General features: G+C 72.4%; 23 protein-coding genes. 15 read left to right on the top strand and 8 right to left on the bottom strand.

Annotated elements, in window-relative coordinates; genetic code table 11:
- Positions 1-24 precede the first annotated feature (24 nt).
- Positions 25-963, bottom strand: coding sequence for a LysR family transcriptional regulator (locus KBY19_RS12745; protein ID WP_099880231.1), 939 nt, complete (start codon positions 961-963; stop codon positions 25-27).
- A gap of 124 nt (positions 964-1,087) precedes the next feature.
- Here KBY19_RS12745 and KBY19_RS12740 point away from each other — a divergent pair, with 124 nt between their 5' ends.
- Together KBY19_RS12740 and KBY19_RS12735 are read left to right on the top strand one after the other, a co-directional pair.
- On the top strand, positions 1,088-2,068 hold the full coding sequence (locus KBY19_RS12740) for an EamA family transporter (protein ID WP_099886454.1): 981 nt from the start codon (positions 1,088-1,090) through the stop codon (positions 2,066-2,068).
- A gap of 125 nt (positions 2,069-2,193) precedes the next feature.
- On the top strand, positions 2,194-2,991 hold the full coding sequence (locus KBY19_RS12735) for a site-2 protease family protein (RefSeq protein WP_099880233.1): 798 nt from the start codon (positions 2,194-2,196) through the stop codon (positions 2,989-2,991).
- A gap of 73 nt (positions 2,992-3,064) precedes the next feature.
- Here KBY19_RS12735 and KBY19_RS12730 read toward each other — a convergent pair whose 3' ends face one another.
- The 6 genes from KBY19_RS12730 to KBY19_RS12705 all read right to left on the bottom strand — a co-directional run bounded on the left by KBY19_RS12730 (position 3,065) and on the right by KBY19_RS12705 (position 8,553).
- On the bottom strand, positions 3,065-3,256 hold the full coding sequence (locus KBY19_RS12730) for a hypothetical protein (protein WP_099880235.1): 192 nt from the start codon (positions 3,254-3,256) through the stop codon (positions 3,065-3,067).
- 61 nt (positions 3,257-3,317) lie between these two features.
- Complete coding sequence (locus KBY19_RS12725; protein ID WP_185016719.1) at positions 3,318-4,823, bottom strand: MFS transporter; 1,506 nt, start codon at positions 4,821-4,823, stop codon at positions 3,318-3,320.
- Positions 4,824-5,005: 182 nt separating this feature from the next.
- Positions 5,006-5,677, bottom strand: a complete 672-nt coding sequence (locus KBY19_RS12720) for a hypothetical protein (protein WP_099880238.1) — start codon at positions 5,675-5,677, stop codon at positions 5,006-5,008.
- A gap of 26 nt (positions 5,678-5,703) precedes the next feature.
- Positions 5,704-6,417 (bottom strand): NADPH-dependent F420 reductase, encoded by a 714-nt coding sequence (gene npdG, locus KBY19_RS12715; RefSeq protein ID WP_099880241.1) that lies wholly within the window; start codon positions 6,415-6,417, stop codon positions 5,704-5,706.
- Between the two features lie 198 nt (positions 6,418-6,615).
- Positions 6,616-7,419 (bottom strand): TrmH family RNA methyltransferase, encoded by an 804-nt coding sequence (locus KBY19_RS12710; RefSeq protein WP_099880243.1) that lies wholly within the window; start codon positions 7,417-7,419, stop codon positions 6,616-6,618.
- Positions 7,420-7,449: 30 nt separating this feature from the next.
- Positions 7,450-8,553, bottom strand: coding sequence for an exo-alpha-sialidase (locus KBY19_RS12705; protein ID WP_210965781.1), 1,104 nt, complete (start codon positions 8,551-8,553; stop codon positions 7,450-7,452).
- Positions 8,554-8,933: 380 nt separating this feature from the next.
- Between KBY19_RS12705 and KBY19_RS12700 the strand changes: the two genes are divergently transcribed.
- The 11 genes from KBY19_RS12700 (at position 8,934) to KBY19_RS12650 (ending at position 24,373) form a co-directional block, all read left to right on the top strand.
- Positions 8,934-9,140 carry a hypothetical protein gene (locus tag KBY19_RS12700; protein ID WP_099880246.1) on the top strand — a complete coding sequence of 69 codons (207 nt, stop codon included), beginning with the start codon at positions 8,934-8,936 and terminating at the stop codon, positions 9,138-9,140.
- A gap of 212 nt (positions 9,141-9,352) precedes the next feature.
- Complete coding sequence (locus KBY19_RS12695) at positions 9,353-10,159, top strand: HlyD family efflux transporter periplasmic adaptor subunit (protein WP_185016722.1); 807 nt, start codon at positions 9,353-9,355, stop codon at positions 10,157-10,159.
- Between the two features lie 146 nt (positions 10,160-10,305).
- Positions 10,306-12,447: an NHLP family bacteriocin export ABC transporter peptidase/permease/ATPase subunit gene (locus tag KBY19_RS12690; RefSeq protein ID WP_307842328.1), complete on the top strand. Its 2,142-nt coding sequence runs from the start codon at positions 10,306-10,308 to the stop codon at positions 12,445-12,447.
- 158 nt (positions 12,448-12,605) lie between these two features.
- Complete coding sequence (locus KBY19_RS12685) at positions 12,606-15,416, top strand: NHLP bacteriocin export ABC transporter permease/ATPase subunit (protein WP_247690917.1); 2,811 nt, start codon at positions 12,606-12,608, stop codon at positions 15,414-15,416.
- A 118-nt stretch (positions 15,417-15,534) separates the two neighbouring features.
- On the top strand, positions 15,535-16,656 hold the full coding sequence (locus KBY19_RS12680) for a substrate-binding domain-containing protein (protein WP_210965779.1): 1,122 nt from the start codon (positions 15,535-15,537) through the stop codon (positions 16,654-16,656).
- A 172-nt stretch (positions 16,657-16,828) separates the two neighbouring features.
- Positions 16,829-18,166, top strand: coding sequence for an extracellular solute-binding protein (locus tag KBY19_RS12675; protein ID WP_307842317.1), 1,338 nt, complete (start codon positions 16,829-16,831; stop codon positions 18,164-18,166).
- Positions 18,163-19,182 (top strand): carbohydrate ABC transporter permease, encoded by a 1,020-nt coding sequence (locus KBY19_RS12670; protein ID WP_099880253.1) that lies wholly within the window; start codon positions 18,163-18,165, stop codon positions 19,180-19,182. The genes KBY19_RS12675 and KBY19_RS12670 overlap by 4 nt, the downstream gene beginning before the upstream one ends.
- The gene (locus KBY19_RS12665; RefSeq protein ID WP_099880255.1) at positions 19,179-20,045 is read left to right on the top strand and encodes a carbohydrate ABC transporter permease; all 867 of its coding nucleotides are present in this window, start codon (positions 19,179-19,181) and stop codon (positions 20,043-20,045) included. Before KBY19_RS12670 ends, KBY19_RS12665 begins: the two co-directional genes overlap by 4 nt.
- 51 nt (positions 20,046-20,096) lie before the next feature.
- Positions 20,097-21,107 carry a hydroxyacid dehydrogenase gene (locus KBY19_RS12660; protein ID WP_210965778.1) on the top strand — a complete coding sequence of 337 codons (1,011 nt, stop codon included), beginning with the start codon at positions 20,097-20,099 and terminating at the stop codon, positions 21,105-21,107.
- Positions 21,104-23,032 (top strand): DUF2264 domain-containing protein, encoded by a 1,929-nt coding sequence (locus tag KBY19_RS12655; RefSeq protein ID WP_210965777.1) that lies wholly within the window; start codon positions 21,104-21,106, stop codon positions 23,030-23,032. Before KBY19_RS12660 ends, KBY19_RS12655 begins: the two co-directional genes overlap by 4 nt.
- A gap of 69 nt (positions 23,033-23,101) precedes the next feature.
- Positions 23,102-24,373: an MFS transporter gene (locus KBY19_RS12650; protein ID WP_307842315.1), complete on the top strand. Its 1,272-nt coding sequence runs from the start codon at positions 23,102-23,104 to the stop codon at positions 24,371-24,373.
- A gap of 13 nt (positions 24,374-24,386) precedes the next feature.
- On the opposite strand, the gene KBY19_RS12645 is transcribed toward KBY19_RS12650, so the two are convergent.
- Entirely contained in the window at positions 24,387-24,614 is a 228-nt protein-coding gene (locus KBY19_RS12645; RefSeq protein WP_099886456.1) for a hypothetical protein, read from the bottom strand.
- A 110-nt stretch (positions 24,615-24,724) separates the two neighbouring features.
- Between KBY19_RS12645 and map the strand changes: the two genes are divergently transcribed.
- Positions 24,725-25,582 (top strand): type I methionyl aminopeptidase, encoded by an 858-nt coding sequence (gene map, locus KBY19_RS12640; protein WP_099880265.1) that lies wholly within the window; start codon positions 24,725-24,727, stop codon positions 25,580-25,582.
- Between the two features lie 152 nt (positions 25,583-25,734).
- Entirely contained in the window at positions 25,735-26,430 is a 696-nt protein-coding gene (locus KBY19_RS12635; protein ID WP_099880267.1) for a heme oxygenase (biliverdin-producing), read from the top strand.
- Positions 26,431-26,468: the final 38 nt, after the last annotated feature.

Raw genomic sequence — 26,468 nt, 5'->3', positions numbered from 1 at the left:
GGCAAGGTCACCCGTTGGGCGAGCTCACACCACCCTGTCGGTGGCATTCGCAGCGTTACGGGAGGGACCGGCGCCCGCGGCCTCGCGCAGGGCGCGCAGCGTCGCCCTGACCGCCGGACGGCGCAGGAGGCAGTCGCGGGTGACGGCGAACAGGCGGCGGGTGGGTACCGGTTCCAGCGCACGCAGCACCACCCCGTCGGGCAGCGGACCCCGCCCCAGCCTGGGCAGCAGGGCGATGCCCAGGCCCGCCGCCACGAGGGCGGTCTGGGTCTGGAACTCGGCGACGTAGTAGGCGACGTCCGGCTCCTGGCCCGCGGTGCGCAGCGTGGTGTGCAGCCAGTCGTGACAGACCGTGCCGGGCGGCTGGCACACCCAGCGCCGACCGGCCAGATCCGCCGTCTCCAGCGTGTCGAGGGCGGCGAGCGGGTGTCCGGCGGGCACCAGCACCTCGCAGTGGTCCTCGCCCAGCGGAACGCTGCACACCCCCTCGGGTGCGGGCATCGGGGCGATGTCCCAGTCGTGGGCCAGGGCCAGGTCGATCTCCCCCCTGGCCACCAGGCCCACCGACAGATGCGGGTCGACCTCCGACATCCGAAGGTCCAGTTGCGGGTGGTCGGCGGCGAGTTGGGCCAGCACGCGGGGCATCAGACCGCGGGCGCCGCTGGGGAAGGCGGCGAGCCGCAGCCGGCCGGCCGGGCGGCCCTTGCGCTCCTCCAGCGCGACCTCGGCCTGCTCGGCGAGGCTGAGCATCTCCTGCGCCGTACGGACGAGCATCAGCGCGTCGTCCGTGAGGGCGATACCGCGCCCCTGCCGCTGGAGCAGGGTGGTGCCGGTCTCCCGCTCCAGCTTGGCGATCTGCTGGGAGACGGCGGAGGGGGTGTAGCCGAGCGCTTGCGCGGCGCCGCCCACCGAGCCGTGCAGCTGGACAGCGTGCAGGGCACGCAGCCTGGACAGGTCGAGCATGCTGTGCGGACCTCCCCGCCCGGCGGGCGCTCTCGGTATCGACTCTTCAGTATTGCTGAATCCATCATGCACGAATCCGTGCTGGTGCTGAACAGTGCGACCGGCGACGATCAGCGGTATGCGTATGCGCCCTGTCCACTTCGCCCTCGCCGTGCTCGTCGCCGCCGTCTGGGGCGTCAACTTCGTCGTCATCGAGGTCGGGTTGCGGCACTTCCCGCCGCTGCTCTTCTCCGCGCTGCGCTTCCTCGTCGCGGCCCTTCCCGCCGTCTTCCTCGTCCGCCGCCCCCGTGTGGCGCTGCGCTGGATCGTGGCGGTCGGACTGGCGCTGGGCGTGGCGAAGTTCGGGCTGTTGTTCATCGGTATGCGGGAGGGGATGCCGGCCGGGCTCTCCTCGCTCGTCCTGCAGGTGCAGGCGGTCTTCACCGCCGTCTTCGCCGCCGCCACGCTGGGCGAACGGCTCGGAAGGGTGCGGCTGACCGGTATGGCGGTGGCACTGGCCGGAATAGCGGTTGCCGCCGTCGGCCAGGGCGCCTCCGGGCCGCTGGGCGCGTTCCTCCTCGTCGTCGCCGCCGCCGCTGCCTGGGGCGTCTCCAATGTGCTGACCCGCAAGGCCGCGCCGCCCGACGCGCTGTCGTGGATGGTGTGGGTCAGCCTGGTTCCGCCGCTGCCGCTGATCGTGCTCTCCTTGCTGTTCGAGGGGCCGGCCGCCGACCTGGCCGCGCTCCGCTCCCTCGACCTGAGCGGACTGGGCGCCGTCTGCTTCGTCGCCTGGGTCGCCACCTTGTTCGGCTTCGGCGCCTGGGGCTTTCTGCTGCGGCGCTACGACGCCTCCGCCGTGGCGCCCTTCTCGCTGCTGGTTCCGGTCTTCGGCATGACCTCGGCCGCGCTGCTGCTCGACGAGGGCATCACCGCACCGGACGCCCTCGCCGCCGCGCTGCTGATCGGGGGCGTCACGCTGGTCTCCCTGGCCCGAGGGCGCGGCACCGCGACGGAACCGGCGGCCGACGCGGCGGCGGAGCCCACCGGAGCGGTACAGCGGGCCGGGACCGGCTCGCGGGCCGCCGGGACCGGCTCGCAGACCGCCCGGGCCGGCTCGCGGGGCTGACGACGGCGGATGCCGCTGCGGGTCCGGCGGCAAGGTACCGGATCCGCCGGCCCCCTGCGGACCAACGTCCCACAGCGTGCGCCGGGTTCGCCGGGCGCGGCGTGCTGCCGGTACGGTCTGACCCCATGACCAGCGCAGCCACCCACCCGGACCACCACCGGATCAGCCCGGTCTTCCTCGGACTCGTCGCGATCATGGCGGTGTCCGGCTGGGCCGTGTGGGCGGGCTGGGCCGAGGTGACGGGCGTCGCCGTGTTCTTCTTCGTCGTCTCCGGCTGGATCGTCTCGCTGTGCCTGCACGAGTACGCGCACGCGCGGTCCGCACTCGGCGCCGGGGACGTGTCGGTGGGCGCGAAGGGGTATCTGACGCTGAACCCCCTGCACTACACCCACGCGATGCTCAGCATCGTGCTGCCCGTCCTCTTCGTCGTCCTCGGCGGCATCGGACTGCCGGGCGGGGCCGTCTACATCGAACGCGGCCGGATCAGCGGCCGCTGGAAGCACAGCGTGATCTCGGCGGCGGGACCGCTGACGAACGCGCTGTTCGCGGCCGTGCTCACGGCGCCGTTCTGGCTCGACGCGATGGGGGACGTGCCCGTCGCCTTCCGCTGCGCACTCGCCTTCCTCGCGCTGCTCCAGGTGACGGCCGCGCTGCTGAACCTGCTGCCCGTGCCGGGGCTCGACGGGTTCGGGATCATCGAGCCCTGGCTGTCGCCACGCGCCCGGCAGCAGGCGGAGCCCTTCGCTCCGCTCGGGCTGCTGATCGTCTTCGGCTGTCTATGGATTCCGCAGGTCAACGAGGTCTTCTGGGACTTCGTCGACGCCCTGCTGCGCGGCATGAACGTCTCCGAAGCCGAGACCTATCTCGGTCTCGAATACTTCCGCTTCTGGGAGGGCGAACCCCAGAACGTGCTGGTGCCGTAGGCGGCACATGCGGGTGCCGTAGGCGGCACATGCGGGTGCCGTAGGCGGAAGGCCGCCAGGCGCCGGACTGGTCCTAGTCGGCGGCCCGGGCCGTACGGCGGTGGTAGTACCAGGCCATGTTCGAGGTCAGGCCCGCCAGCAGGACCCAGACGACGCCCAGCCAGCTGCCCTTCGCGAAGGACACCACGGCCGCCACGACGGCCAGGACACAGATGACGGTCGCGTAGAGGGCGAGGCCCTTGGGGACGCGGCGGGTGGCTGACATGGCTCGGTCTCCAACGAGAGGGGCGGTGCACGGTGCACGGGTGTGCACCCGCCATTGTCCCTCACGCCTGGCGGCGAGCCGCATCGCGGGCCTCGTCCCGGGCCTCGCGGCGCCCGAACAAGATGTCGACGACGGCCACCACCAACGCGCCCGCGACGAAGCACACCGCGGTGAGCAGCCCGTAGTCCAGCGCGGTCGCCCAGTCGTGGCTGCTGGCCAGCCAGGCGAAGAAGACGGCCCCCACGGCGGCGATCCCCGCGGCGGAACCGATCCGCTGGCCGGTCTGGATCACGCCCCCGGCGGCGCCACCCTGCGCGACGGGCACCGAGCGCAGCGCGAGAGTCTGGTTGGGGGAGATGACCAGCCCGGAGCCGAGTCCGGCGCAGAGCATCGGCCCGATCAGCACCCAGCCCACACTGCTGTTCTGCACCTCGTGCACCGTCAGCGCCGCCCCGGCGAGACCGATCAGGACGAGCACCAGGCCGAGAGCGATCAGCGGGCGGCCCACACGGGTGATGAACCGGCCGCCGACAGCAGCGGAGACCGCCGAGCCGATGGCGAAGGGCGTCAGCGTCAGTCCGGCCTGCAGGGCGCTGTAGCGCATCCCGTTCTGCAGGAAGAGGGTGAAGATGAAGAAGATCGTGGTGAACCCGGCGAAGTACACCAGCCCCAGCAGCGCCCCCAGCGAGTACGAGCGGTCCTGGAAGAGGCGCAGGTTGACCAGGGGCTCCTTGCCGCGCCGCAGATAGACCCGCTCCCACCACACGAAGGAGCAGAGCAGCAGCACGCCCAGCGGCTCCAGCAGCCACTTGCCCTGCCCGTGCCACTGGCGTTCCTCCACCAGCGGCAGCATCACCGCGATCACACCCGCCCCCAGCAGCAGTACACCGAGCGGGTCCAGGCTGTGGCGGTGCTCGGTGTCGCGCTCCGCGCAGGCGCGGGGCACCAGGCGCAGGGCCAGGAGGAAGGCGATGATGCCGATGGGCAGATTGACGAAGAACACCCAGCGCCACCCCTCGGCGGCGCCGAAGACCTGGATGAGCAGCCCGCCCAGCAGCGGACCGATCGCGGTCGACAGGCCGATGGTGGAGCCGAGCATCCCGAAGGCCTTGCCGCGCTCGGCGCCGCGGAACAGCTGCTGGATCATGCCGGAGATCTGCGGCATCAGCAGCCCGCCGCCCACGCCCTGCAGCAGCCGGGCCCCCACCAGCCACCCGGCGCCCTGTGCGAAACCGCAGGCCATGGAGGCGACGGTGAACAGGATCAGCCCGGCGAAGAAGGCGGTACGCCTGCCCAGCGCATCCCCGATCCGGCCGGAAGGCACCAGCACGAGACCGAAGGTGAGGGCGTAACCGGAGACCACCCAGGAGAGCGCCGACTCCGAGGCGCCCAGCCCCTTCTCGATGGCGGGCAGTGCCACGTTCACGATCGAGACGTCCAGCAGGGACATGAAGCCGACGAGCAGACACACCGACAGCGCCTTCCAGCGCCGTGGATCCGGTGTGTAGTCCTGCTCGTCCGTGGTCGCCCCGGCCCGCCCGGCAGCGGGTGCGGGCTGCTGTGCCATCCGTGCCTCCTGGCGGGCGCGCCCGTGACCGGTCACCGCTCCACCCCATGATGGGCAGGGTGTGCGCGGCCCGCATGTCCGAAGGCTGGGTGCCCGGAGCAACGGCCGGCTACACGGCGCCGGAACTCTTCAGATTTGCGCCCGGACGCCCGATGCGCGGCAGCCCAAAGCGCTCTCGGGCGCTAACGCCGGGCCTGGTCCGCGAGCCGGGCGGCCAGATCCGTGACCTGGCCGCGTGTGAGCCGGGTGTCGCGGTCGCCGATGCTGACGACGAGGGCGACATCGCCCTCGCCACTTACCGGCAGCCGGACAGCGGCGACGTTCCCGCTGGGGGTGAGCAGCGGCTCACCGCGCTTCGTTTGCTGCGCCCGGTCCGCGTAGCTGAGCAGATCGTCCATGGGGAGCCGGGCGTCGTGCTGGATCTGGGGAAGCAGCACATTGACGGCATGGCCCTTGCGGACACCGACCGTGAACAGGTGGAGCCGCTCCTTGCCGAGGCGGTAGCCGCAGTCGACCAGCGCACCGTCCGACCGGGCCAGCGGCGAGTCCGCGCCGTCGGGCAGCTCGCCCCCGACGGAGCCGGGCGTGACGGCGCCCTTCGCCCCGGCCGCGTGCGCCGCCTCGGCCACGTCGTAGCGCACGGGACAGTCGGGGCCCGGCTTCGCAGCCATCCGCTCGACGGCGGCGACGCGCAGCGGCGCGGACGTGTGCCGCTTCCCCCTACCGTTCGCGCCGCCCCCGCGCTCCTCACCGCTCCCGCTGTCGTCCCCGCCCCGCTGCGAGCAACTGGCGAGCACCGCAGCGACCACGACGGCGACCGTCCAGCCGCCCCCGGGGATCTTCCGCTCCCCCACCGTCCCTACCTGCCGTTCGATGTTCCTCAGATGTCGGTGAGGCGGACGCCCGCGTGCGCCTTGTAACGCCGGTTGACGGAGATGAGGTTGGCGACCAGCGACTCCACCTGGTGCGCGTTGCGCAGCCGCCCGGCGAAGACGCCGCGCATCCCGGGGATGCGGGCTGCCAGCGCCTGCACGATCTCGCAGTCGGCGCGCACCTCGCCCAGCACCATCACATCCGTCTCGATCTCCTCGACCTCAGGGTCGGAGAGCAGCACGGCGGACAGGTGATGGAAGGCGGCCGTCACCCGCGACCCGGGCAGCAGCGCAGCGGCCTGCTCGGCTGCGCTGCCCTCCTCCGGGACCAGTGCATAGGCGCCCTTCTTGTCGAAGCCGAGCGGGTTGACGCAGTCCACGACGAGCTTCCCGGCCAGCTCCTCGCGCAGCGCCTCGATCGTCTTGGCGTGCCCCTCCCACGGGACGGCGACGATCACGATGTCGGACTCGCGGGCGCACTCGGCGTTGTCCGCGCCCCGCACCCCGTGCCCGATCTCCTCGGCCGCCTGCTGCGCCCGTTCGGCGGCACGCGACCCGATCGTGACGGACATCCCGCCCCGCGCGAGCCGATAGGCCAGCCCGCGTCCCTGGTCCCCGGTCCCCCCGAGCACCCCCACCCGCATCCCGGACACATCGGGCAGCTCCCAGGGGTCCTTCTTGGGCGCACTGGCATTGGCGGCGGAAGAGGCAGCAGAAGTCATACGCCGCATCCTGCCATCCGGCAGCCCCCGTCGCCGCTGCGTACGGCCGTGAAGGTGATCACTGTCTCCCGACCGGCCACCGGACGGCGGCGGGTCGGTCCTGGCCCTCCCCGCCCATTTCCCCGGATGCGTGCGGTGTCCGGTCGCGTTGCACAGGTGGGGATGGACCCGCGCTGCTCCCTGTCCGCGGGCGGGCTCTCAGTGTCGTTGGCGGGACGCCTCGTAGAGGGTGGCTGTGGCGGCGTTGGCGGCGTTGAGGGAGGAGGCGGCGCCGTGCATGGGGATGTGGACGGTGCGGTCGCAGCGTGCGCGCCAGGTGTTGCTCAGGCCGGTGGTCTCGTTGCCGACCAGCAGGAGGACGGGGCCGGTCAGGTCGGTGTCCCAGAGGGCGGAGTCGCCGTGTTCGTCGGTGCCGATGACGGTGATGTCGCGGCCGGCCAGCCAGTCGTCCACCTCCTGGGGTGAGGGGACGCGGACGGTGGGGAGGGAGAAGAGGGAACCGGTGGAGGCGCGGACGGACTTGGGGTCGTAGACGTCGGCGGCGTGGCCGGTGACGACCAGCCCGTCGGCGCCGAAGGCGTCGGCGGAGCGGATCAGGGTGCCGAGGTTGCCGGGGCTGGTGGGACGGTCGAAGAGGACGCCGAGGAAGGAGGGGCCGACTCGGATGCGGGCGAGGTCGTCGTCCGGCATCCGTACGACGGCGACCAGTTCGGCGTCGCCCTCCGCGCGCTCGCTCAGTTCGGCGAGGAGTTCGGGTGCCATGGCGATCCGCTCACCGGGCGCGGGCGAGTCGAGGAGTTCGCGGGCCCAGTTCGACAGCCGGCGGCCCTCGGCGTACAGCAGTGCGCTGGTCGGCCAGCCGTGCTCGACCGCGAGGGTGATCGGGCGTACTCCCTGGACCAGGAACTCCCCGGCACGCAGGCGTTTGGTGCGGTTGGTCAAAAGGGCGTGCCACTGCTGGAAGCGGGCGTTGCGCGTGGTGATCCGTGGGGCTCGCGGCATTCGGCCGAGAGTAGTCGAGGCCGGCGGTCCTCAGCCGAGTTCGGTCACGGGGATGCGGCGGAAGGTGATCGTCTCGTAGGCGCCGGCGTCGCCCGTCTCGTAGAGCAGTCCCACGGTCTCCTCGTCCACCCGCACGAGGTCGGAGTAGGCGGCCCGCCGCTCGTCCACGGTGTGCGCCTCGCGCCAGGTGGCGCCGCCGTCCGTGCTGGCCCGTACGGACATCCGGTGCCGGGTGGCGGGGTCGGAGGGGGCGGAGAAGAGGAGGACGTCGGGGTCGCGAAGGTGGAGGACGGAGCCCTGGACGACGGGGGTGGTGAGCTCGGGTCGGGGGCTGAAGGGGGCGGTGAGGGTTTCGCCGCCGTCGGTGGAGCGGGCATCGGCGCGGTGCGCCGGGGCGTCCGAGTCGTTGCGGGTGTTGAAGTAGACGGTTCCGTCGGGCAGTTCGGTGGCGGTGGTCTCGTTGACGTTGACCCAGCCGTCGGGGTTGTCGTCGACGTAACCGATCCGCCAGGTCGCGCCATCGTCGTCGCTGAGCAGGTCGTGGCCGCCGTTGTAGCGGCCCTCGGTGCCGTCGTCGCCGGGGGCGGTGGGCGGGGTGGAGTGGTTGGCGGGCACCAGGACGCGGCCGGAGCCGAGCTGGAGGGCGTGGCCGGGTGTGGTGGCGTACCAGCGCCAGTCCGTCTGCTTGGTGGTGGCGGTGATCTCGCGGGGCGCGCTCCAGGTCAGGCCCGCGTCCTCGCTGTGCTGGACCCACACACGGCGGCCTTCGGCGGCGCCGACCTCGCCGCGCCGGATGCGCTCCTCGGTGGCGTCGGCCGCGCTGCGGACGAAGACGAGGAGGACCCGTCCGTCGGCGAGGGTGACGGGGGCGGGGTTGCCCGCCGTGCCCTTGACGGGGTCGGTGTCGTCCTCGTCGCTGTAGCGGGCGACGACGGACAGCGGGCCCCAGTGACGGCCGCCGTCGGTGGAGCGCTTGAGGACGATGTCGATGGCTCCGCTGTCCTGGGCGGAGTCGACCCGCCCTTCGGCGAAGGCGAGGAGGGCGCCGTCGGGCGCGCGGACGACGGCGGGGATCCGGAAGCTGGCGTAGCCCTCGCTCCCGGCGCGGAACGGTACGGAACTCTCGTACGGCATCGAGCGATTCCCAACTGCCGGAGGTAGAACGTCCCTTGTCCTGGGGGGAACGGTAGGCAGCCCGCAGAGAGCCGTCAAGAACGAGCGGCGCGAATGGGCGGCCCGAGCGGGCGGCACAAAGGAGACGGGGGTGTGCTGACTCTTCACCAGGCGGTGCACCATGTGGAGATCTTGAGACGAGTGGGCCCTCAAGTGGCGGACGGCTGCACCGGCGTGTTTCGCTCTTCGGGCAGTCGGGCGGAACGACCGCTACCGGTTCCGAATTCGTCCGGTTTTCCGGGTGTGCCTGTGCCCGACTGATGAGCGTCCCGATCGGCAATTTGCGTCGTCCGGGGCGAGTCCCCCTCATAAACCCGAAAGCAATGAAGGGAAGCGCATTCATGCGTCACCACATCGAGACCGCTGAGCTGGCCGACACCGAGCTGGACGCCGTTTCCGGCGGCCTGCTCCAGGAGACCGTCAGCGAGGCCGGCGCCACCGTCGGCGGCGTCGAGGGCCTGGTCGGCAACACCGTGAACGGTGTCAGCGCCAACGGTCTCCCGAGCGTCGGCGTCTCCCTCGGCGCCGGTGCCGACGCCCAGGCCTGAGCATTCGACAGGCCTTCAGGTGTCATTGACTGACACCTTTCCCGTGCCACAGCGGAACCGCCTGCTTTTCTTCTGAGCGATTCCGCGGCCCGGGTAGGATCCATAAGCCCCGGAACATTGTTCCGGGGCTTATGTGTTACGGTCATGCGCCGCTGTCGGCACAACGGTGACCGACTGCGGAAAAGCGTGAAGGAAAGGTAAGGAAAGGTGACGTGGAGTTCCGCCAAAAGGCGCTTGCCAAGCTGCAATCGCCCGAAGAACTCGACGTTCCGGTACGTTTCGCACGGCCGCAGGGCCTTCTCGTACTCGTCGTCACTCTTGTGGTGATGGCGGCGGGTTGCGCCTGGGCCGTCACCGGCACGGTGTCCTCCAAGCTCAACGCCGCCGGTGTCCTCACCCACACCGAGGGCAGCTATCTGCTGCAGAGCCCCGTCGCGGGCCAGGTGACCGCCGTGCACGCCGAGGCGGGGCAGCGGGTCGAGAAGGACGCGCCCGTGGTGAGCGTGCGCACGGAACGGGGCGTACGGGCAGTGCGCGCGGTGGCGCGCGGCCGGGTCACCTCCCTGGCGGCCGAGGTCGGCGCGGTGGTGACCACCGGGGCCGACGTGGCGACCGTCGAGCGCGTCAAGAGCGCCGACGACCCGCTGGTGGCGATGCTCTACATCCCCGCGGACAAGGGCGCGACGGTGCCGGTGGGCGCGGAGGTGGACCTGACCGTCGGCTCCGTGTCCTCGGACCGGTACGGGCTGCTGCGCGGCACGGTGCAGGCCGTCGGACAGACGCCGCAGACCCGGCAGCAGATCAGCGGCTTCCTGGGAGACGAGGACTTGGCACAGCAGTTCACCCGCCAGGGCCGGCCCTTGGCCGTCGTCGTGCGGCTGAAGCGCTCGTCGGCCACCAAGTCCGGGTACGTGTGGTCCCGCGCCGGCGGCCCCCCGACCGCACCCGACTCCGCGACGCCGGTGAGCGGCGCCGTCCACCTCGCCGCGCAACGGCCCGTCGAGTGGCTGCTGCCGTGACCGCACCACAGCAGCAGCGCCAGCAGGAGCAGCAGGAGCAGCGGCAACAGCGGCAATCCCGGCGACGGCACCGCGGCCGCCCCTCCCCCGCGCCCAAGCCCACCGCACGCAGGGCGCAAGCAGCGCCCAGGGGCGGGCACAAGAGCGTGCGCACCCCGACCGTCCTGCAGATGGAGGCCGTCGAGTGCGGTGCCGCCGCGCTCGCCATGGTGCTGGGCCACTACGGGCGGCATGTGCCGCTGGAGGAGCTGCGGATCGCCTGCGGCGTCTCCCGGGACGGCTCCCGGGCGAGCAGCCTGCTGAAGGCCGCACGCGGCTACGGGCTGACGGCCAAGGGCATGCAGATGGAGCCCGCGGCGCTGGCCGAGGTACGCGCGCCGGCCATCCTGTTCTGGGAGTTCAACCACTACGTCGTCTTCGACGGGCTGGGCCGTCGCTTCGGCCGCCGCGGGGTGCACATCAACGACCCGGCGCGCGGGCGCCGGTTCGTGCCCATGGAGGAGTTCGACACCTCGTTCACCGGTGTGGTGCTGACCTTCTCGCCGTCCGACAGCTTCCGGCGGGGCGGTCGCAAACCGAGCGTCGCCGGCGCCCTCCCGGCACGGCTGCGCGGCACCTCGGGCGCGATGCTGGCGGCGCTGGTGGCCAGCTTCCTGCTGGTCGTGGTCGGGGCCTCGGTGCCCGCGCTGAGCCGCACCTACATCGACACCTTCGTCTTCGGCGGACAGGACTCGCTGCTGGACGTGCTGTTCGCCGCCATGGGCGCCACTGTCGTGCTCACCGGCGTACTGACCGCGCTCCAGCAGGGCAATCTGCTGCGCGCCCGGCTCATCTCCTCCACCCTCAGCAGCGCCCGGTTCCTGCGCCATCTGCTGCGGCTGCCCGTCACCTTCTTCGCGCAGCGCAACCCGGCCGATCTCGTACAGCGCCTGCAGTCCAACGACACGGTGGCCGAGACGCTGGCCCGGGACCTGGCGGCGGCCGGTGTGGACGCGGTGGTCGTCGTCGGCTACGCGGTGCTGCTGTGGACGTACGACCCGCAGCTCACCCTCGTGGGTGTGGGGATCGCACTGCTGAACGTGGTGGCGATGCGGGTGGTGATCCGGCTGCGGGCCACCGGGACGCAGAAGCTGCGCGCCGACCGGGCCAAGCTCACCAACACCTCCTACAGCGGCCTCCAGCTCATCGAGACGATGAAGGCCACCGGGGGCGAGAACGGGTACTTCCGCCGCTGGGCGGGCCAGCACGCCACCACCCTCGACGTACAGCAGCGGCTGGGGGTGCCCAGCGCCGCGCTGGCCGTGGTCGCCCCGACGCTGGCCACCCTCAACAGCGCCCTCATCCTGCTGATCGGCGGTACTCGGGCGGTGGACGGCGCCATCACGGCGGGGCTGCTCGTCGCCTTCCAGGCGCTGGTCACCAGCTTCACCGCGCCGCTGACCCGGCTGAACTCGGTGGCGGGCCGCATCCAGGACTTCGCCGCGGACGTCGCCCGGCTCAAGGACGTGGAGGCCTTCCCCGCCGACCCGCTCTACACCCGGCCCGAGCCGCCGGCCAGCACCCGGCGGCTGGCCGGACACATCACGCTGGAGAACGTCACCTTCGGCTACAACCCGCTGGACAAGCCGCTGCTGACCGGCCTGTCGCTGGCCGTGGGCCCGGGTCGGCAGATCGCGCTGGTCGGTGGCTCCGGCAGCGGCAAGTCCACGGTCTCCCGGCTGCTGGCGGGCCTGTACACGCCGTGGGAGGGCGCCATCCACATCGACGGGCAGCGGCTGGAGGACCTGCCGCGCGGCGCGCTGGCCGCCTCGGTCTCCTTCGTCGACCAGGACGTGTTCCTCTTCGAGGGCACCGTGCGGGACAACGTGGCGCTGTGGGACCCGTCCATCCCCGACGACGCGGTCGAGGAGGCCCTGCGGGACGCGGAGTTGTACGAGGACGTCGCTCGGCGTCCCGGCGGCCTCCACAGCCGCGTCGAGCAGGACGGCCGCAACTTCTCCGGCGGTCAGCGGCAGCGGCTGGAGATCGCCCGCGCCCTGGTACGGCGGCCCAGCATCCTCGTACTGGACGAGGTGACCAGCGCCCTGGACGCGGAGACCGAGGCGGTGATCATCGACAACATGCGGCGGCGCGGCTGCGCCTGCGTGGTGATCGCGCACCGGCTGAGCACCGTGCGGGACAGCGACGAGATCGTGGTGCTGGATCGCGGCACCGTCGTGGAGCGGGGACGGCACGAGCAACTGCTCGCCGCGCAGGGCCCGTACGCCCGCCTCGTCAAGGAGCACTGAGGTACTTGTATCCGACCGCAGACCCGCAGCACCACTTCGCGGCGAGCGACGTGGTGGTCGCGCACTTCGGGCAGCTGGGCGAGGCGGTGCCCCACGCGTCCGGCAGCGGCCTGGCGCTGGAGGGGCCGCATGTGCTGTGGCTGGTGGCCGAGGGCGCCATGGACGTGTTCGCGGTGGACGCCGCAGGGCAGGGCCACTGGCACTTCTTGGGCCGGCTGGAGGCGGGCACACTGCTGCTCGGCCCTGTCCAGGGCCCGCGGCACACCCTGGTCGGACGGCCGGTGCGGGGCGGAGTGCTGCGCCGCATACCGCTGATGGAGCTGTTCCCGCAGCACGCGCCGGCCGGGTACGGCGGGTACGGCGACCCGGGGGCGTACGACACGGGGAGCCATCCCGTGTACGACACCGGCTCGTTTCCCGCGTACGACACCGGCGGGTACCCGGTGTACGACACGGGGAGTCACCCCGCCCACGGCGGCCGGGCCGATCCCTGGGGGCAGGGGGCGGGGCTCGGGCCGCTGGAGGACGCCTTCGCGCGGGGCGTCGGGCGCGGGCTGCGGGTGCTGTTCGAGGCGCCGCTGGACGGCCAGCCCGGGTACGAGGGCCACGGCGGCCACCAGGCACCGGCCACCGACGACGACATCCTGTGGATGCCCGTGGCGCCCGGCAGCGTACGGTACGGCGGCTCCGTCGAGCTGCTGATCGACGGTACGACCTGGCAGCTGATGGTCGACCAGCTCTCCCGGCTGCTGCTGACCCTGGACCGCTGGATCGACCGGCTGGAGCGGGCCCACGAGGACCGTACGGCCGCCGGTCTGGAAGCGGGCGAGACCGTCCGCGCGGAGGCCGACGAGGCGCTGCTCGCGGCCATCGACAAGTCCGCGCGCGGCGGAGCCGGGAGCCAGGGCTCGGACGACAGCACGGTCGCCGTGTGCCGGGCGGTCGCCCAGGCGGCCGGAGTGACCCTGCGGCTGCCGCCCGACGGGCTCTCCTTGGACGACCGGATGGACCCGGTCGAACGGCTCGCCCTCACCTCCGGACTGCGCACCCGCCCGGTGAAGCTGTCGGGCCGGTGGTGGAAGGAGAACACCGGGCCGCTGGTCGGCTACCGGGCCGCGAGCGGCGCGCCCGTGGCGCTGCTGTGGCGGCGCGGCCGGTACGAGGCCGTACAGCCGGGCAGCGGCAGCCGCTGGCGGCTCGGCGAGGCGAACGCCGGCACGCTCGCCCCCCGCGCCGTGATGTTCTACCGGCCGCTGCCCGAACGCCCGCTGCCCGCGCGGCGGCTGCTGCGCTTCGCGCTGCACGGTGCCCGCGGCGATCTGCTCACCCTCGTACTGAGCGGACTCGTCGCGGTCGGTCTCGGCGCGCTGGTGCCGGTGGCCACCGGCCAGGTGCTCGGCGAGTACGTACCCAACGCCGAGAAGGGCCTCATCGCGCAGGCCGCCGCGGCGATCGTGGGCGCCGCCGTGGTGGCGGCGGCCTTCATGCTGCTGCAGAACACCTCGCTGCTGCGGCTGGAGGGGCGGATTGAGGCCGCCTTGCAGCCGGCGGTGTGGGACAGGCTGCTGCGGCTGCCGACCCGGTTCTTCGCCGAGCGCTCCACCGGGGAGCTGGCCAGCGCCGCCATGGGGGTCAGCGCCATCCGGCGGGTGCTGTCGGGTATCAGCTCCATCGTCGTGCAGTCCGGCACGGTTGCCGGGGTCAACCTCGTGCTGCTGCTGGCCTACAGCGTGCCGCTCGCCCTCGCGGCGCTCGGCGTGCTGGCGGTGGTCGCTGCGGTCTTCGCCGCCACCGGGCTGTGGCAACTGCGCTGGCAGCGGCAGCTGGTGAAGCTCAACAACAAGCTGAACAACCAGGCCTTCCAGACCCTGCGCGGGCTGCCGAAGCTGCGCGTCGCGGCGGCCGAGTCCTTCGCCTACGCGGCATGGGCCAAGGAGTTCGCCCGCAGCCGGGAGCTGCAGCGCCGGGCCGGGCGGATCCGCAATCTGAGCGCTGTCGTCAACGCGGTCTACCTGCCGCTGGCGACGCTGCTGCTGTTCGTGCTGCTGGCCGGCCCGGCGCGCGGCGCGCTGTCCCCCAGCGGGTTCCTCACCTTCACCACGGCCATGACGATGCTGCTGACGTCCGTCACCCAGCTGACCAACTCGCTCATCTCGTGCGCCGCCGTGCTGCCGATGTACGAGCAGATCAAGCCGGTGCTGCAGGAACTGCCCGAGGTACGCGGCGGCAGTGTGCAGCCCGGCACCCTGTCGGGCGCGATCGAGGCACGGGAGCTGAGCTTCCGCTACTCCGAGGACGGACCGCTCGTCCTGGACGGCGTCTCCTTCCGTATCGAGCCCGGGCAGTTCGTGGCGGTCGTCGGCGCGAGCGGCTGCGGCAAGTCGACGCTGCTGCGGCTGCTGATCGGCTTCGACCGGCCGACCTCGGGCGAGGTCCGCTACGACGGGCAGGACCTGGCAGCCCTCGACCAGGCGGCGGTGCGCCGCCAGTGCGGGGTCGTCCTGCAGAACGCCCAGCCGCACGCCGGCTCCATCCTGGAGTGCATCTGCGGCGCGGAGAGCTTCCCGCTGGAGCAGGTGTGGGAAGCGGCGCGGATGGCGGGGGTGGCCGACGACATCAAGGCCATGCCGATGGGTATGCACACCATGCTCTCGGACGGCGGCGGCACCGTCTCCGGCGGCCAGCGGCAGCGTCTGATGATCGCCCAGGCGCTGGTGCGCCGGCCGCGTCTGCTCTTCTTCGACGAGGCCACCAGCGCGCTGGACAACGAGACCCAGCGGGTGGTCACCGAGGCCACCCGCGCGTTGCGGGCCACCCGCGTCGTGATCGCCCACCGGCTGTCCACCGTGCTGGACGCCGACCGTGTCATCGTCATGTCCGAGGGCCGCATCGTGCAGGAGGGCGCCCCGGCGACGCTGCTGGCCGACACGGGAGGGCTCTTCCACGAACTGGTGCGCCGCCAGCGGTAGGGGTTGCGGCGCGCGGTGCGGGGCTCCCGTCACCGGCCCCGTTCACCTGTCCGCCGCGAGCGGCCCGCAGGGGTTTCCGTATCGTAGGGAGAAACGGTCAAACGAAAGGGCTACCGCCGTGCGCGAGGGGGCCGCCGTCAGGCGGGAGAGGGTGCTGGAGGCGGTCCGCACGCGGGGGGAGGTGCGGGTGACCCAACTCGCCGCCGAACTGGACGTCTCCGTCGTCACCCTGCGGCGGGACGTGGAGGAGCTGGCGCGGCGCGGCCAGTTGCGGAGGGGCCACGGGGTGGCGCGCTCCCTGTCGCCGACTCCGGCGCAGCACGACGCCTCGGCACCGGCCGTGGGGCTGATCGTGCCGGAGAACCACTCGTATCTGTTCGAGGCGGTGCGCGGCGCCCGTACCACGCTGGAGGCGGCCGGCGTCCGGATGGCCCTGCACATCGCCCCGCACCAGCCGGGGTCCGAGCAGGCGATGGCCCGCCAGGCGGTGCAGCAGGGGGTGCGCGGCCTGCTGGTCTCACCGCGCTGGCGCACCGCCGCCTGCGCGGTGCGGGACGAGGAGTGGCTGGCCGAACTGCCAATACCAGCCGTGTTGATGGAGCGCCGCCCTCCGCCCGGTTCACCGCTGCACGCCCACGACTCGGTGCGCAGCGACCACTGGTACGGCGCCCATCTGGCGCTGGACCACCTGGTGTCGCTGGGGCACCGCCGTATCGTGCTGGCGGCGCGCGACGACAGCCCCACGGCGCGCACGCTGCGCGCCGCGTTCGCGCAGATCGCCGGCGAGCGCGAGGAAGTGGCCGAGTGGGCCGTCGTGCTGAGCGCGGGCCCGGCCGACCACACCGCATCCGGCCCGGGGCGCACCCAGGAGGCGCAGGAGGGTGCGGCTTCGCCGCTCGATCTGCCCGCGGTGCTGCGCGAGCACCGGGCGACGGCCGCTGTGCTGCACGCGGACGTGGACGCGCTGATGCTGGTGCAGCAGTTGCGCGAGCAGGGCATACAGGTGCCGCAGGACTGTTCGGTGGTGGCGTACGACGATGTGGTGGCGGCGCTGGGGAGTCCGCCGCTGACGGCCGTCGCGCCGCCGAAGGAGGAGATCGGCCGGGCGGCTGCCGAACTGCTGCTGCGCCGGCTGCGCCATCCGCGGGGCACGGCGCCGGAGGCGGTACGCCGCATCGAGTTGCTGCCGGAACTGAAGGTGCGCGGCTCCACGGCACAGGTCGCACAGGCTGACGGGTGACGGGTCACGGGGGACTTTCTGAAGCTCCGTCACTCCCCCTCGTGGTGTGGGCCGACTCCGGAGCTCGCACGATCGTTTGACCGTTTTATTTTCTCCTGAGCGATCCATTGACCCTCTTCGTTCGGGCGATCAGGATGCGGATGTCCCCTCCTCCCACGAAGGAGGCATCCGAGTGCCCGGCCACCGCATCCGACGGTTCACCCGCACCGCACTGACCGCGCTCGCCGCTCTTCCGCTCCTGCTGACCGCCGCCTGCACCGGCGGCGGTGCCACGGCGGCGGGAACGGCGGACGGCCCCGTCCACATCACGTTCTGGTCCGCACTGCGCGGCAGTCAGGAGGTGGTGGACGCCTACAACAGGAGCCAGCGCCGCATCCACGTCGACTTCCAGCAGATCCCGGCCGGCAACCAGGGCGGGTACGCCAAGCTGAGCAACGCGGCCCGCGCCGGCAACGCGCCCGACGTGGCCACCCTCGAATACCCGCAGGTCCCCGGCTTCGCCATCGACGGGGTGGCCCGCGACATCACACCCCTGGTCGGCGAACGGCTGCGAAAGAAGCTGCTGCCGCAGGCGCTGGCGCTGACCACCTTCGAGGGCCGGACCTTCAGCGTGCCGCTGGACGTGGAACCGATGGTCTTCCTCTACCGCCACGACCTGTTCAGCAAACACGACATCGCCGTGCCGCGCACCTGGGCCCAGTTCGAGGCCGCGGCGCGGAAGATCAAGCGCGCGGCGCCCGGTTCCCGTATCGCCACCTTCCCCACCGACGGCGGCACCCAGCTGTCCGCCTGGGCCTGGCAGGCGGGCGCGCGCTGGTTCGACACCAGCGACGGGACCTGGACCGTCTCGATGACCGACGAACCCACCCGGAAGGTGGCCGCCTACTGGCAGCGGCTGATCGACCGGAAACTGGTCTTCCTCAACTCGGTGGACACCCAGGAGGGTTCGGCGCAGGTCGGCAGGGGCGAGGTGTTCGGCAAGCTGGCCGGCGCCTGGGACGCGGGCGGGACGATGTCCTCCCAGCCGGGACAGAAGGGCAAGTGGAGGGTGGCGCCGATGCCCCGGTGGGACCTGGAACACCCGCGCGTCGGCACCCACGGCGGTTCCACGTTCGCCGTCACCAAGGACAGCCGGCACCCGAAGGAGGCCATGGACTTCATCGAGTGGCAGGTCTCCAGCCCCGAGGCGCTCAAGGCCCGGCTCGCCAGCGGCATCAGCAGCCAGTACCCGGCCGCCACCGGACTGGTCCCCGTCGCGCGGAAGGCGATGGACACCAGCTACTTCGCCGGCCAGGACATCTACTCCCTCTTCCGGCGCGAGGCCGGCCACATCTCCGGCCAGTGGAAGTGGGGCCCGCGGATGACGGCCACCCTCAGAATCGTCCAGGACCGGCTGGCCCGGGTCGGAGAGGGACAGGGCACCGTGCTGGACGCACTGCGCGCGGGCCAGCGGGCGACGATGCCGGACCTGGAATCCCTCGGGCTGAATGTGCGGGAGGGCTCCCGATGAGCGCGACCACCGTTCCCGGGGCCGGACCGGACGCGGGCACCGGGCACGGGACCGGCGCCGGCACCCGCCCCGCCACCGTCCCGCGCGACCGGGCCCGGCACACGGCGCGGCGGCGGCAACTGGGCGCGTGCGCCGCGCTGATGACGCCGTTCTTCGTCCTGCTGGTCGTCGTCTTCCTGGTGCCCGTGGGCGGCGCGGTGTGGCTGAGCTTCTTCAGCGACGACCAGCCCGGCCTCGGCTTCGGTCCCGAACGCACCGTCTTCGCCGGGCTGCGCAGCTACCGGGCCGTGCTGTCGGACCCCACCTTCCTGGCCGGCCTGGGGACGACCGCGCTGTACTGCCTGCTCTACCTTCCGCTGATGGTGCTGCTGGCGCTCGTCCTGGCGCTGCTGCTGGACTCGGGCGCGGTGCGGCTGCGGCGTACGGCGCAGCTGGCGCTGTTCCTGCCGCACGCGGTGCCGGGCCTGATCGCCGCCGTGATCTGGCTGTATCTGTACACGCCCGGCCTCAGCCCGGTCGTGGAGCTGCTGGCCGAGGCCGACATCAGCATCGACTTCCTCGGTGTGCACACCGTGCTGCCGTCGATCGTGAACATCGCGATGTGGAGCAACCTCGGCTACAACACCGTCATCTTCTACGCCGCGCTCCAGGCCGTGCCGCGCGAGCTGACGGAGGCGGCGCTGGTGGACGGCGCCGGGCCGGTCCGAACGGCGCTGCGGATCAAGGTGCCGCTGGTGCGCGCGTCCGCGGTGATGGTCGCGATGTTCACCCTGATCTGGTCGCTCCAGCTGTTCACCGAACCGATGCTGCTGAGCCAGGCCACACCGATCGTCGGCAGCCGCTACACGCCGAACATGTACATCTACGACGCCGCCTTCACCCGGAACAACTACGGCCTGGCAGCCGCCGCCTCGGTGGTGCTGCTCGCCGTCACCGTCGCGCTCTCCTACGGGCTGAGCCGGTGGAGCAACCGTACGGGCGGCGCGGCACACGCCGACGAGGAGGGGACCCGATGAGTGCTGCCGCTCCACCCCGCGCGGCGCGGCCCCGGCTGCTGGGCCGGACCGCCGTCAACGCCGTCGTGGGCCTGTCCGTCCTCTACACCCTGCTGCCGGTGGTGTGGCTGGTGCTGGCCGCCGCCAAGAACCGGGACGCCCTCTTCCGCAGCGACCTGCTCTCCCTCGGCGACTTCTCCCTCGCCGACAACCTCTCGGCGCTGTTCGCCATGGAGGAGGGCATCTACGGGCGCTGGTACGTCAACAGCCTGCTGTACGCCGTGGTGGGCGCCGCGCTGGGCTCCATGGTGAGCGTCGCGTGTGGATACGCCTTCGACAAGTACCGCTTCCGCGGCAAGGAGAAGCTGTTCGGGCTGGTACTGGCGGGCGTCATGGTGCCGCCCACCGTGCTGGCGCTCCCGCTGTATCTGATGGCGTCCAAGGTGGGGGTGGTCAACACCTTCTGGTCGGTGTTCATCCCCGTGCTGTTCAACCCGTTCGGGGTGTATCTGGGGCGGGTCTTCAGCCAGGGGTACGTCCCCGACGAGGTGTTGGAAGCCGCCCGGGTGGACGGCGCCGGCGAGCTGACGTCCTACTTCCGGGTGGCGCTGCGGATGCTGGGCCCCGGGGTGGTGACGGTGTTCCTCTTCCAGCTCACCGCGATCTGGAACAACTTCTTCCTGCCGATGGTGATGCTGTCCGACCACTCGCTCTTCCCGGTGAGCCTCGGCCTCTACGTCTGGAACAGCGCCGCCGTGGTCACCCCGGACTACTACCCCGTCGTCGTCACCGGCTCGCTGCTGGCCGTCCTCCCCCTGATCGCCGCCTTCGTGCTGCTCCAGCGCTACTGGAAGTCCGGCCTGACAGCGGGCAGTGTCAAGTGAGGCTTCACAGGCCCCCCGCCGCACCCGCACCACGACCACCACAGGAGCCACATGCCCGGCACCAAACCCCGCGCGGCCCTCGCCATGGACCCCAAGGCGGCGGACGCCGTCCTGAAACCCGCCGTCCGCCGCCGGCTCGGCGAGGTGGTGGAGCTCGCCGAGCCGGTGCTGAGCGACTTCACCACCGCTGCGGCCCGCAGGGTCCTGCCCGGGGTGGAGCTCCTCATCACCGGCTGGGGCTGCCCACCGCTGGACGCCGCCGTGCTCGCGCAGGCTCCCCGGCTGCGTGCCGTCGCACACACGGCGGGCAGCGTGCGCGGGCACCTCACCGAGGAGTGCTGGGCCCGCAGCATCGAGGTCTCCACGGCGGCGGCTGCCAACGCCGCGCCCGTGGCCGAGTACACCCTCGCCATGATCCTGCTGGCGAACAAGCGGGTGCTGCCCGCGGCCCGTGCCTACCGGCAGCAGCGCTCCCGCGACGACTGGCTCCTCCCCGATCCGCAGCTGGGCAACTACCGCCGCACGGTGGGCGTTCTCAGCGCCTCACTCGTCGGCCGCCGCGTCATCGAGCTGCTGCGCGCCCACGAGTTGCGCATCCTGCTCTACGACCCGTACGTGGGCGAGGCCGAGGCGGCGGCGCTGGGCGTGGCGAAGGCCGGGCTCGCCGAGCTGTTCGCGGCGTCGGACGTGGTCAGCGTGCACACCCCGCTCCTGGCGGCGACCCGCCACCTGGTGAGCGGTGAGATGCTCGCCCTGCTGCGGGACGGCGCGACGCTGATCAACACGGCGCGGGGCGCGGTCGTCGACCAGGACGCGCTCACCGAAGAGCTGCGCGGCGGCCGGATCCGCGCCGTACTGGATGTCACCGACCCCGAGGTGCCGCCGGTGGACGACCCGCTGTGGGAGTGCGAGAACGCGCTGCTCACCCCGCATCTGGCCGGCTCGCAGGGCAACGAGCTTGACCGGCTGGCGGAGTCGGCCCTTCAGGAGGTGCGCCGCTGGGCGGCGGGCGAGGGCTTCGCCCACGCCGTGCGCCCCGAACGGAAGGAGCTGCTGGCATGACCGCGCACTCCGAAGAGCACGGCGCCGGGCCCGGCGTCCTCGGCATACCCCCGCTCGACCACCACCGCAGCCCCCGCACCGGCTGGACCCGCGCCCACTGGGAGGCCGCGGCGGACGGGCTGGTGCGCGCCGCGTGGCGGTGGGCCACCCCGCGCGGGGCGCTGCTGGACCTGCCGGGCCGGCCCTCCCGCTCCGGCACCCGCTCCGACGGGCTCGAAGGGTACGCGCGCACGTTCCTGGCGGCGGCCTTCCGTGCGGCGGGCGGCGACGGCGCGGATCCGGCCGGGCTGCTGGAGCGCTACGCGGAGGGCCTGGCCGCGGGCACCCGTACCCCGGGCCGGGAGGACACCGAGTCGTGGCCGCTGATCCTCGACCACACCACCGCGGGCCAGCCGATGGTGGAGGCGGCCTCGGTGGCGCTGGGGCTGCGGCTGACCCGGCCGTGGCTGTGGGACCGGCTGGAGGACGGCACCCGGGACCGGGCCGAGTCCTGGCTGCGCGGGGCGCTGCGGCACACCCCGGCGCCGAACAACTGGTACCTGTTCCCGCTCAGCGTCGCGGGCTTCCTGGAGTCGGTGGGGCGCGGTGACGCGGAGACCGGGGCCGCGATCGAGCGGGGGCTGGGGCTGCTGGAGGAGTGGTGGCGCGGCGAGGGGTGGTACGCGGACGGCGACGGCCGGGCCTTCGACCACTACAACGGCTGGGCGCTGCACCTGTATCCGCTGCTGCACGCCCACCTCGCGGGGGACGAGGCGCTGACGGCCCGCTACGGTCCCCGGCTGCGCGACCATCTGGCGGGCTTCGCGCTGATGTTCGGTGGCGACGGCGCCCCGGTCCACTTCGGCCGCTCCCTCACCTACCGGTTCGCCGCGGGCGCCGCCGTCGGGCTCGGCGCGCTGACCGGGCACACGCCGCTGTCCCCCGGCGTCTCCCGGCGGCTGCTGAGCGGGACGCTGCGCTACTTCCTCGACAGGGGCGCGGTCGATGCCGACGGGCTGCTGACGCTGGGCTGGCACGGCCCGCACGACGCGACGCTGCAGACCTACTCGGGACCCTCCTCCCCCTACTGGGCGTCGAAGGGGTTCGTGGCGCTGCTCGTACCGCCGGACGATCCGCTGTGGACGGCGACCGAGGAAGCCGCACCGAGCGAGGGGCCCGACCGGGCGCTGGCACTGCCCGCACCGGGACTGCTGCTGCAGTCGACCGGCTCCGACGGGCTGGTCCGGCTGCACAACCACGGCAGCCACACCCTGCGGCCGTGGCAGGGCGAGGAGTTCACGGAGGAGGACCCGCTGTACGCGCGCTTCGCGTACTCCACCGGCACGGGGCCGACGGCGCGCGGCAACCCGCCCGACAATCACCTGGCGCTCCGGCTCCCCGGGCGGCCCGGGATGCCGGGGGTGTGGAGCGTACGGCGGCGGGTGGAGCCGCTGGGTGCCGCCTCGGCCCCGGACGGGTCCTGGGGCTGGGCCGCCTCCCGGCACCGGCCGGTCCTCCCCGCCGACGTACCGGCGCCGCCGTCGCTGCGGGTGGAGAGCGTGACGGTGGTGCGCGGCCGCTGGGAGGTGCGGGCGCACCGGGTGGTGGGCGCACCCGCCGGAACCCGTGTCCGGCTGACCGGCTGGGCGGCCGACGCCTCGCTGCCCAGCGACCTGGTACCGCTGCACGGTCTGACGCCGGTCGATCCGCTGCGTGCCCCGCAGGGCACGGCGTACGCACGGTGGGTACGAGTGCCGGCGGCGGAGGGTGAGCTGAGCGGTACGGGGGTGTGTGTGGCGGCGGCGGTGCTGGGCGGCGCCGGTGCTCCGCCTCGGGTCACGGTGGCCGGAGGGGCGACGGAGGTGGACGTCGACTGGGGCGAAGGCGGCGGGCGGGTGCGCATCTCCTTCGATCCGCCGACGGTCGAGGAGGCCGAGGCCGGCTGACGCCCTCCCCGCCCCGAGGGGCGAAATCCGGTTGCCCGGCGTCACATGGGAGCGCGAGGATGCCTCCTCGTGCTTCCGGACCTCTCCCCCTGGCGGGATTCACGCGACTTCCGCACCCTGTGGACCGCGGGCCTGATCACCACCTTCGGCAGCTTCCTCACGTTCGTCGCACTGCCCCTCCAGGTCAAGGAGCTGACGGGCTCGGCGGCCGCGGTCGGCGCGCTGGGGGCCGTGGAGCTGGTGCCGCTGATCGTGTTCGGGCTGTACGGCGGGGCGCTCGCCGACGCCTTCGACCGGCGCAGGCTGATCCTGGGCAGCGAGGCCGCGCTGGGTGCCGTGGCGCTGGTGCTGCTGCTCAACACGCTGCTGCCGCAGCCGATGGTGTGGCCGCTGTACGCGGCGGCGGCGCTCAGCAGCGCGCTGGTCGGTGTGCAGCGGCCCGCACTGGACGCGATCCTGCCGCGGATCGTCGCGCACGCGCAGCTCAGCGCGGCGGCGGCGCTCAACTCGCTGCGCTGGCAGGTGGGCGGTGTCGCCGGGCCCGCGCTCGCGGGCATTCTGATCGCCTACGCGGGGCTGGAGACGGCCTACGCCATCGACCTGGCGACCTTCGTGCTGTCCCTGCTGATGACGCTGCGGCTCGCCCCTTCGCCACCCGCGCACGACGCGGCCAAGCCGTCGCTGCGCGGCATCTGGGAGGGCGCACGGTACGCGTGGCATCGCAAGGATCTGCTGGGCACGTACGCCGTGGACGTCGTGGCGATGCTGTTCGCGTTCCCGATCGCGCTCTTCCCGTTCCTGGCCGACGAGTTGGACGCACCGTGGTCGCTGGGCCTGATGTACGCGGCGCTGCCCTTCGGCTCGATGCTGGTGAGCGCGACGAGCGGCTGGTCGTCGCGGGTGCACCGGCACGGTCTTGCCGTGCTGCTGGCCGCCGCGGGCTGGGGTGCGGCGATGACCGTGGCGGGGGTGGTGCGGAACGTGTGGCTGGTGCTGCTCTTCCTCGTCGTGTCCGGCGCCTGCGACATGGTCAGCGGACTCTTCCGCTCGACGATGTGGAACCAGACCGTCCCCGACGAGCTGCGCGGCAGGCTGGCCGGTATCGAGCTGCTGTCGTTCTCGGCCGGGCCCCAGTTGGGGCAGGTGCGTTCGGGCTCGGTGGCCTCGCTCACCTCCGTCCGTACATCGGTGTGGTCGGGCGGGCTGGTGTGCGTGGCGGGCGTGGCGCTGCTGGCGGCGGCGCTGCCCAAGCTGCTGGCGTACGACGCGCGCACCAGTGAGCACGCACGGGCGGTACGGGAGGCCCGTCAGGGCGCGGCTCCGGCCGAGGAGCAGACCTGAGCCCGCGCCCGGGTCAGCCGCGGCCCGTCTCGCCTCCCTTCTCGTGCCAGCGGGGGTCGTTCTCCCACTCCGAGGTGCGCTCCCGCGCGGTCTCCAGGGCGCGGGCCGCCTCCTCGCGGCTGGCGTAGGGGCCCATCCGGTTCTTGCCCGCCGACTGCGGTCCCTCCTCGACGGTTCCGGTCTCGACGTTGAAGAACCACTCTCCGGGCTTGCCGACCGTCTTGCGCTTGAACAGAGCCATACCGGCATGGTCGCGCACCGGCGCAGCTCACGCAGCCCCGCCGGGGCGGGTTCCGAGCGCCCCCGGAGCAGGCCGGAGCGCGGCGGCGGGCCCGGATTAGACTCGCAGACATGTCTGGCCAGTCACTCCTCGTCCCCGGCACGGTCTCACCGCCCCGCGCCGTGCCCGCCTCGATCCCGCGCCCCGAGTACGTCGGCAAGCCCGCACCCACCCCCTACGACGGGCCCGAGGTGCAGGACTCCGAGACGGTCGAGAAGATGCGCGTCGCCGGGCGGATCGCCGCCCGCGCCATGGAAGAGGCCGCCAAGCACATCGCCCCCGGCGTCACCACGGACAAACTGGACGAGGTGGCGCACCAGTACATGATCGATCACGGCGCCTACCCCTCCACCCTGGGCTACCGGCAGTTCCCCAAGTCGCTGTGCACCTCGGTGAACGAGGTGATCTGCCACGGCATCCCCGACTCCACGGTGCTGCGCGACGGCGACATCGTGAATCTCGACGTGACGGCGTACATCGACGGCGTGCACGGCGACAACAACGCCACCTACCTGTGCGGGGACGTGGACGAGGAGTCGCGGCTGCTGGTGGAGCGGACCCGCGAGGCGCTGAACCGGGCGATCAAGGCCGTCAAGCCGGGCCGCCAGCTCAACATCGTCGGCCGGGTGATCGAGTCGTACGCGAAGCGCTTCGGTTACGGCGTGGTCCGCGACTTCACCGGCCACGGCATCAACACCTCCTTCCACTCCGGGCTGATCGTCCCGCACTACGACGACCCGCGCGCCACCACCGTCATCCGACCCGGGATGACCTTCACCATCGAGCCGATGCTGACGCTGGGCACCTACGAGTGGGACATGTGGGAGGACGGCTGGACGGTCGTCACAAAGGACCGCAAGCGCACCGCGCAGTTCGAGCACACCCTGGTGGTGACCGAGACGGGCACGGAGATCCTGACGCTTCCGTAGGGCGTCCGAGGGGTAAGGGTTTTCCGACAGGGTGTCGGCAACTGCTTGACTTAGGTAAGCCTAAGTAGCAGGATCGCACCGTGTCGGAGCCCGCACGCACGCCCCCGGCCTCCCGCCGGGCCGTACCCCCTCCTCCACCCTGGGAGCCAGCCTTGCCGTCTGCCGCATCCCCCTCGCAGGACACCTCGACGGACCATTCCCCGGCCTTCTCCACCCTGATCCGCACCGCGTCCCAGGAACAGCACACCGAGGCCGAGAACTCCTCCTTCATGAGCGAGATGCTCGGCGGCCGGCTCGGGCTGGAGGCCTACACCCGCTACACCGAGCAGCTCTGGTTCGTCTACGGCGCGCTGGAGGGCGCCGCCGGCGACCTGGCACCCGACCCGGTCGCCGGCCCCTTCGTCCGCGGTGAGCTGTTCCGGCTGCCCGCGCTGGAGAAGGACCTGACCCATCTGCACGGCTCGGCCGACTGGCGCGAGCACGTCGCCCCGCTGCCCGCCACCGCCGCCTACGCGGCCCGCGTCGCCGAGGTCGCCCGCAGCTGGCCGGGCGGCTATGTCGCCCACCACTACACCCGCTACCTCGGAGACCTCTCCGGCGGCCAGATCATCCGGGGCACCGCCGAGAAGACCTGGGGCTTCGCCCGCAAGGGCGACGGCGTGCGGTTCTACGTCTTCGACGCCATCGGCAACCCCGCCGCCTTCAAGCGCGAGTACCGCGCCCTGCTGGACGCGCTGCCCTGCGACGACCTGGAGAAGCGGCGCATCGTGGAGGAGTGCAAGCACGCTTTCGCCCTGAACACGGCCGTCTTCCGCGAGCTGGGCGCCCATTTCCGGCTCACCGCGTAAGGCGGCTCCGCACGGTGAGCTGGCGCCCTACGAGGGTT

Origin of the sequence: Streptomyces sp. B15 (genome assembly GCF_018070605.1) — a bacterium.
Taxonomy (GTDB): domain Bacteria; phylum Actinomycetota; class Actinomycetes; order Streptomycetales; family Streptomycetaceae; genus Streptomyces; species Streptomyces smyrnaeus.
This window is presented reverse-complemented; position numbering and strand designations above follow the sequence as displayed.

Coding starts and splice junctions, on each gene's coding strand:
- KBY19_RS12745 (WP_099880231.1), bottom strand. CDS start 963: ATGCTCGACCTGTCCAGGCTGCGTGCCCTGCACGCTGTCCAGCTGCAC.
- KBY19_RS12740 (WP_099886454.1), top strand. CDS start 1,088: ATGCGCCCTGTCCACTTCGCCCTCGCCGTGCTCGTCGCCGCCGTCTGG.
- KBY19_RS12735 (WP_099880233.1), top strand. CDS start 2,194: ATGACCAGCGCAGCCACCCACCCGGACCACCACCGGATCAGCCCGGTC.
- KBY19_RS12730 (WP_099880235.1), bottom strand. CDS start 3,256: ATGTCAGCCACCCGCCGCGTCCCCAAGGGCCTCGCCCTCTACGCGACC.
- KBY19_RS12725 (WP_185016719.1), bottom strand. CDS start 4,823: ATGGCACAGCAGCCCGCACCCGCTGCCGGGCGGGCCGGGGCGACCACG.
- npdG (WP_099880241.1), bottom strand. CDS start 6,417: ATGACTTCTGCTGCCTCTTCCGCCGCCAATGCCAGTGCGCCCAAGAAG.
- KBY19_RS12710 (WP_099880243.1), bottom strand. CDS start 7,419: ATGCCGCGAGCCCCACGGATCACCACGCGCAACGCCCGCTTCCAGCAG.
- KBY19_RS12705 (WP_210965781.1), bottom strand. CDS start 8,553: ATGCCGTACGAGAGTTCCGTACCGTTCCGCGCCGGGAGCGAGGGCTAC.
- KBY19_RS12700 (WP_099880246.1), top strand. CDS start 8,934: ATGCGTCACCACATCGAGACCGCTGAGCTGGCCGACACCGAGCTGGAC.
- KBY19_RS12685 (WP_247690917.1), top strand. CDS start 12,606: ATGGACGTGTTCGCGGTGGACGCCGCAGGGCAGGGCCACTGGCACTTC.
- KBY19_RS12670 (WP_099880253.1), top strand. CDS start 18,163: ATGAGCGCGACCACCGTTCCCGGGGCCGGACCGGACGCGGGCACCGGG.
- KBY19_RS12665 (WP_099880255.1), top strand. CDS start 19,179: ATGAGTGCTGCCGCTCCACCCCGCGCGGCGCGGCCCCGGCTGCTGGGC.
- KBY19_RS12660 (WP_210965778.1), top strand. CDS start 20,097: ATGCCCGGCACCAAACCCCGCGCGGCCCTCGCCATGGACCCCAAGGCG.
- KBY19_RS12655 (WP_210965777.1), top strand. CDS start 21,104: ATGACCGCGCACTCCGAAGAGCACGGCGCCGGGCCCGGCGTCCTCGGC.
- KBY19_RS12645 (WP_099886456.1), bottom strand. CDS start 24,614: ATGGCTCTGTTCAAGCGCAAGACGGTCGGCAAGCCCGGAGAGTGGTTC.
- map (WP_099880265.1), top strand. CDS start 24,725: ATGTCTGGCCAGTCACTCCTCGTCCCCGGCACGGTCTCACCGCCCCGC.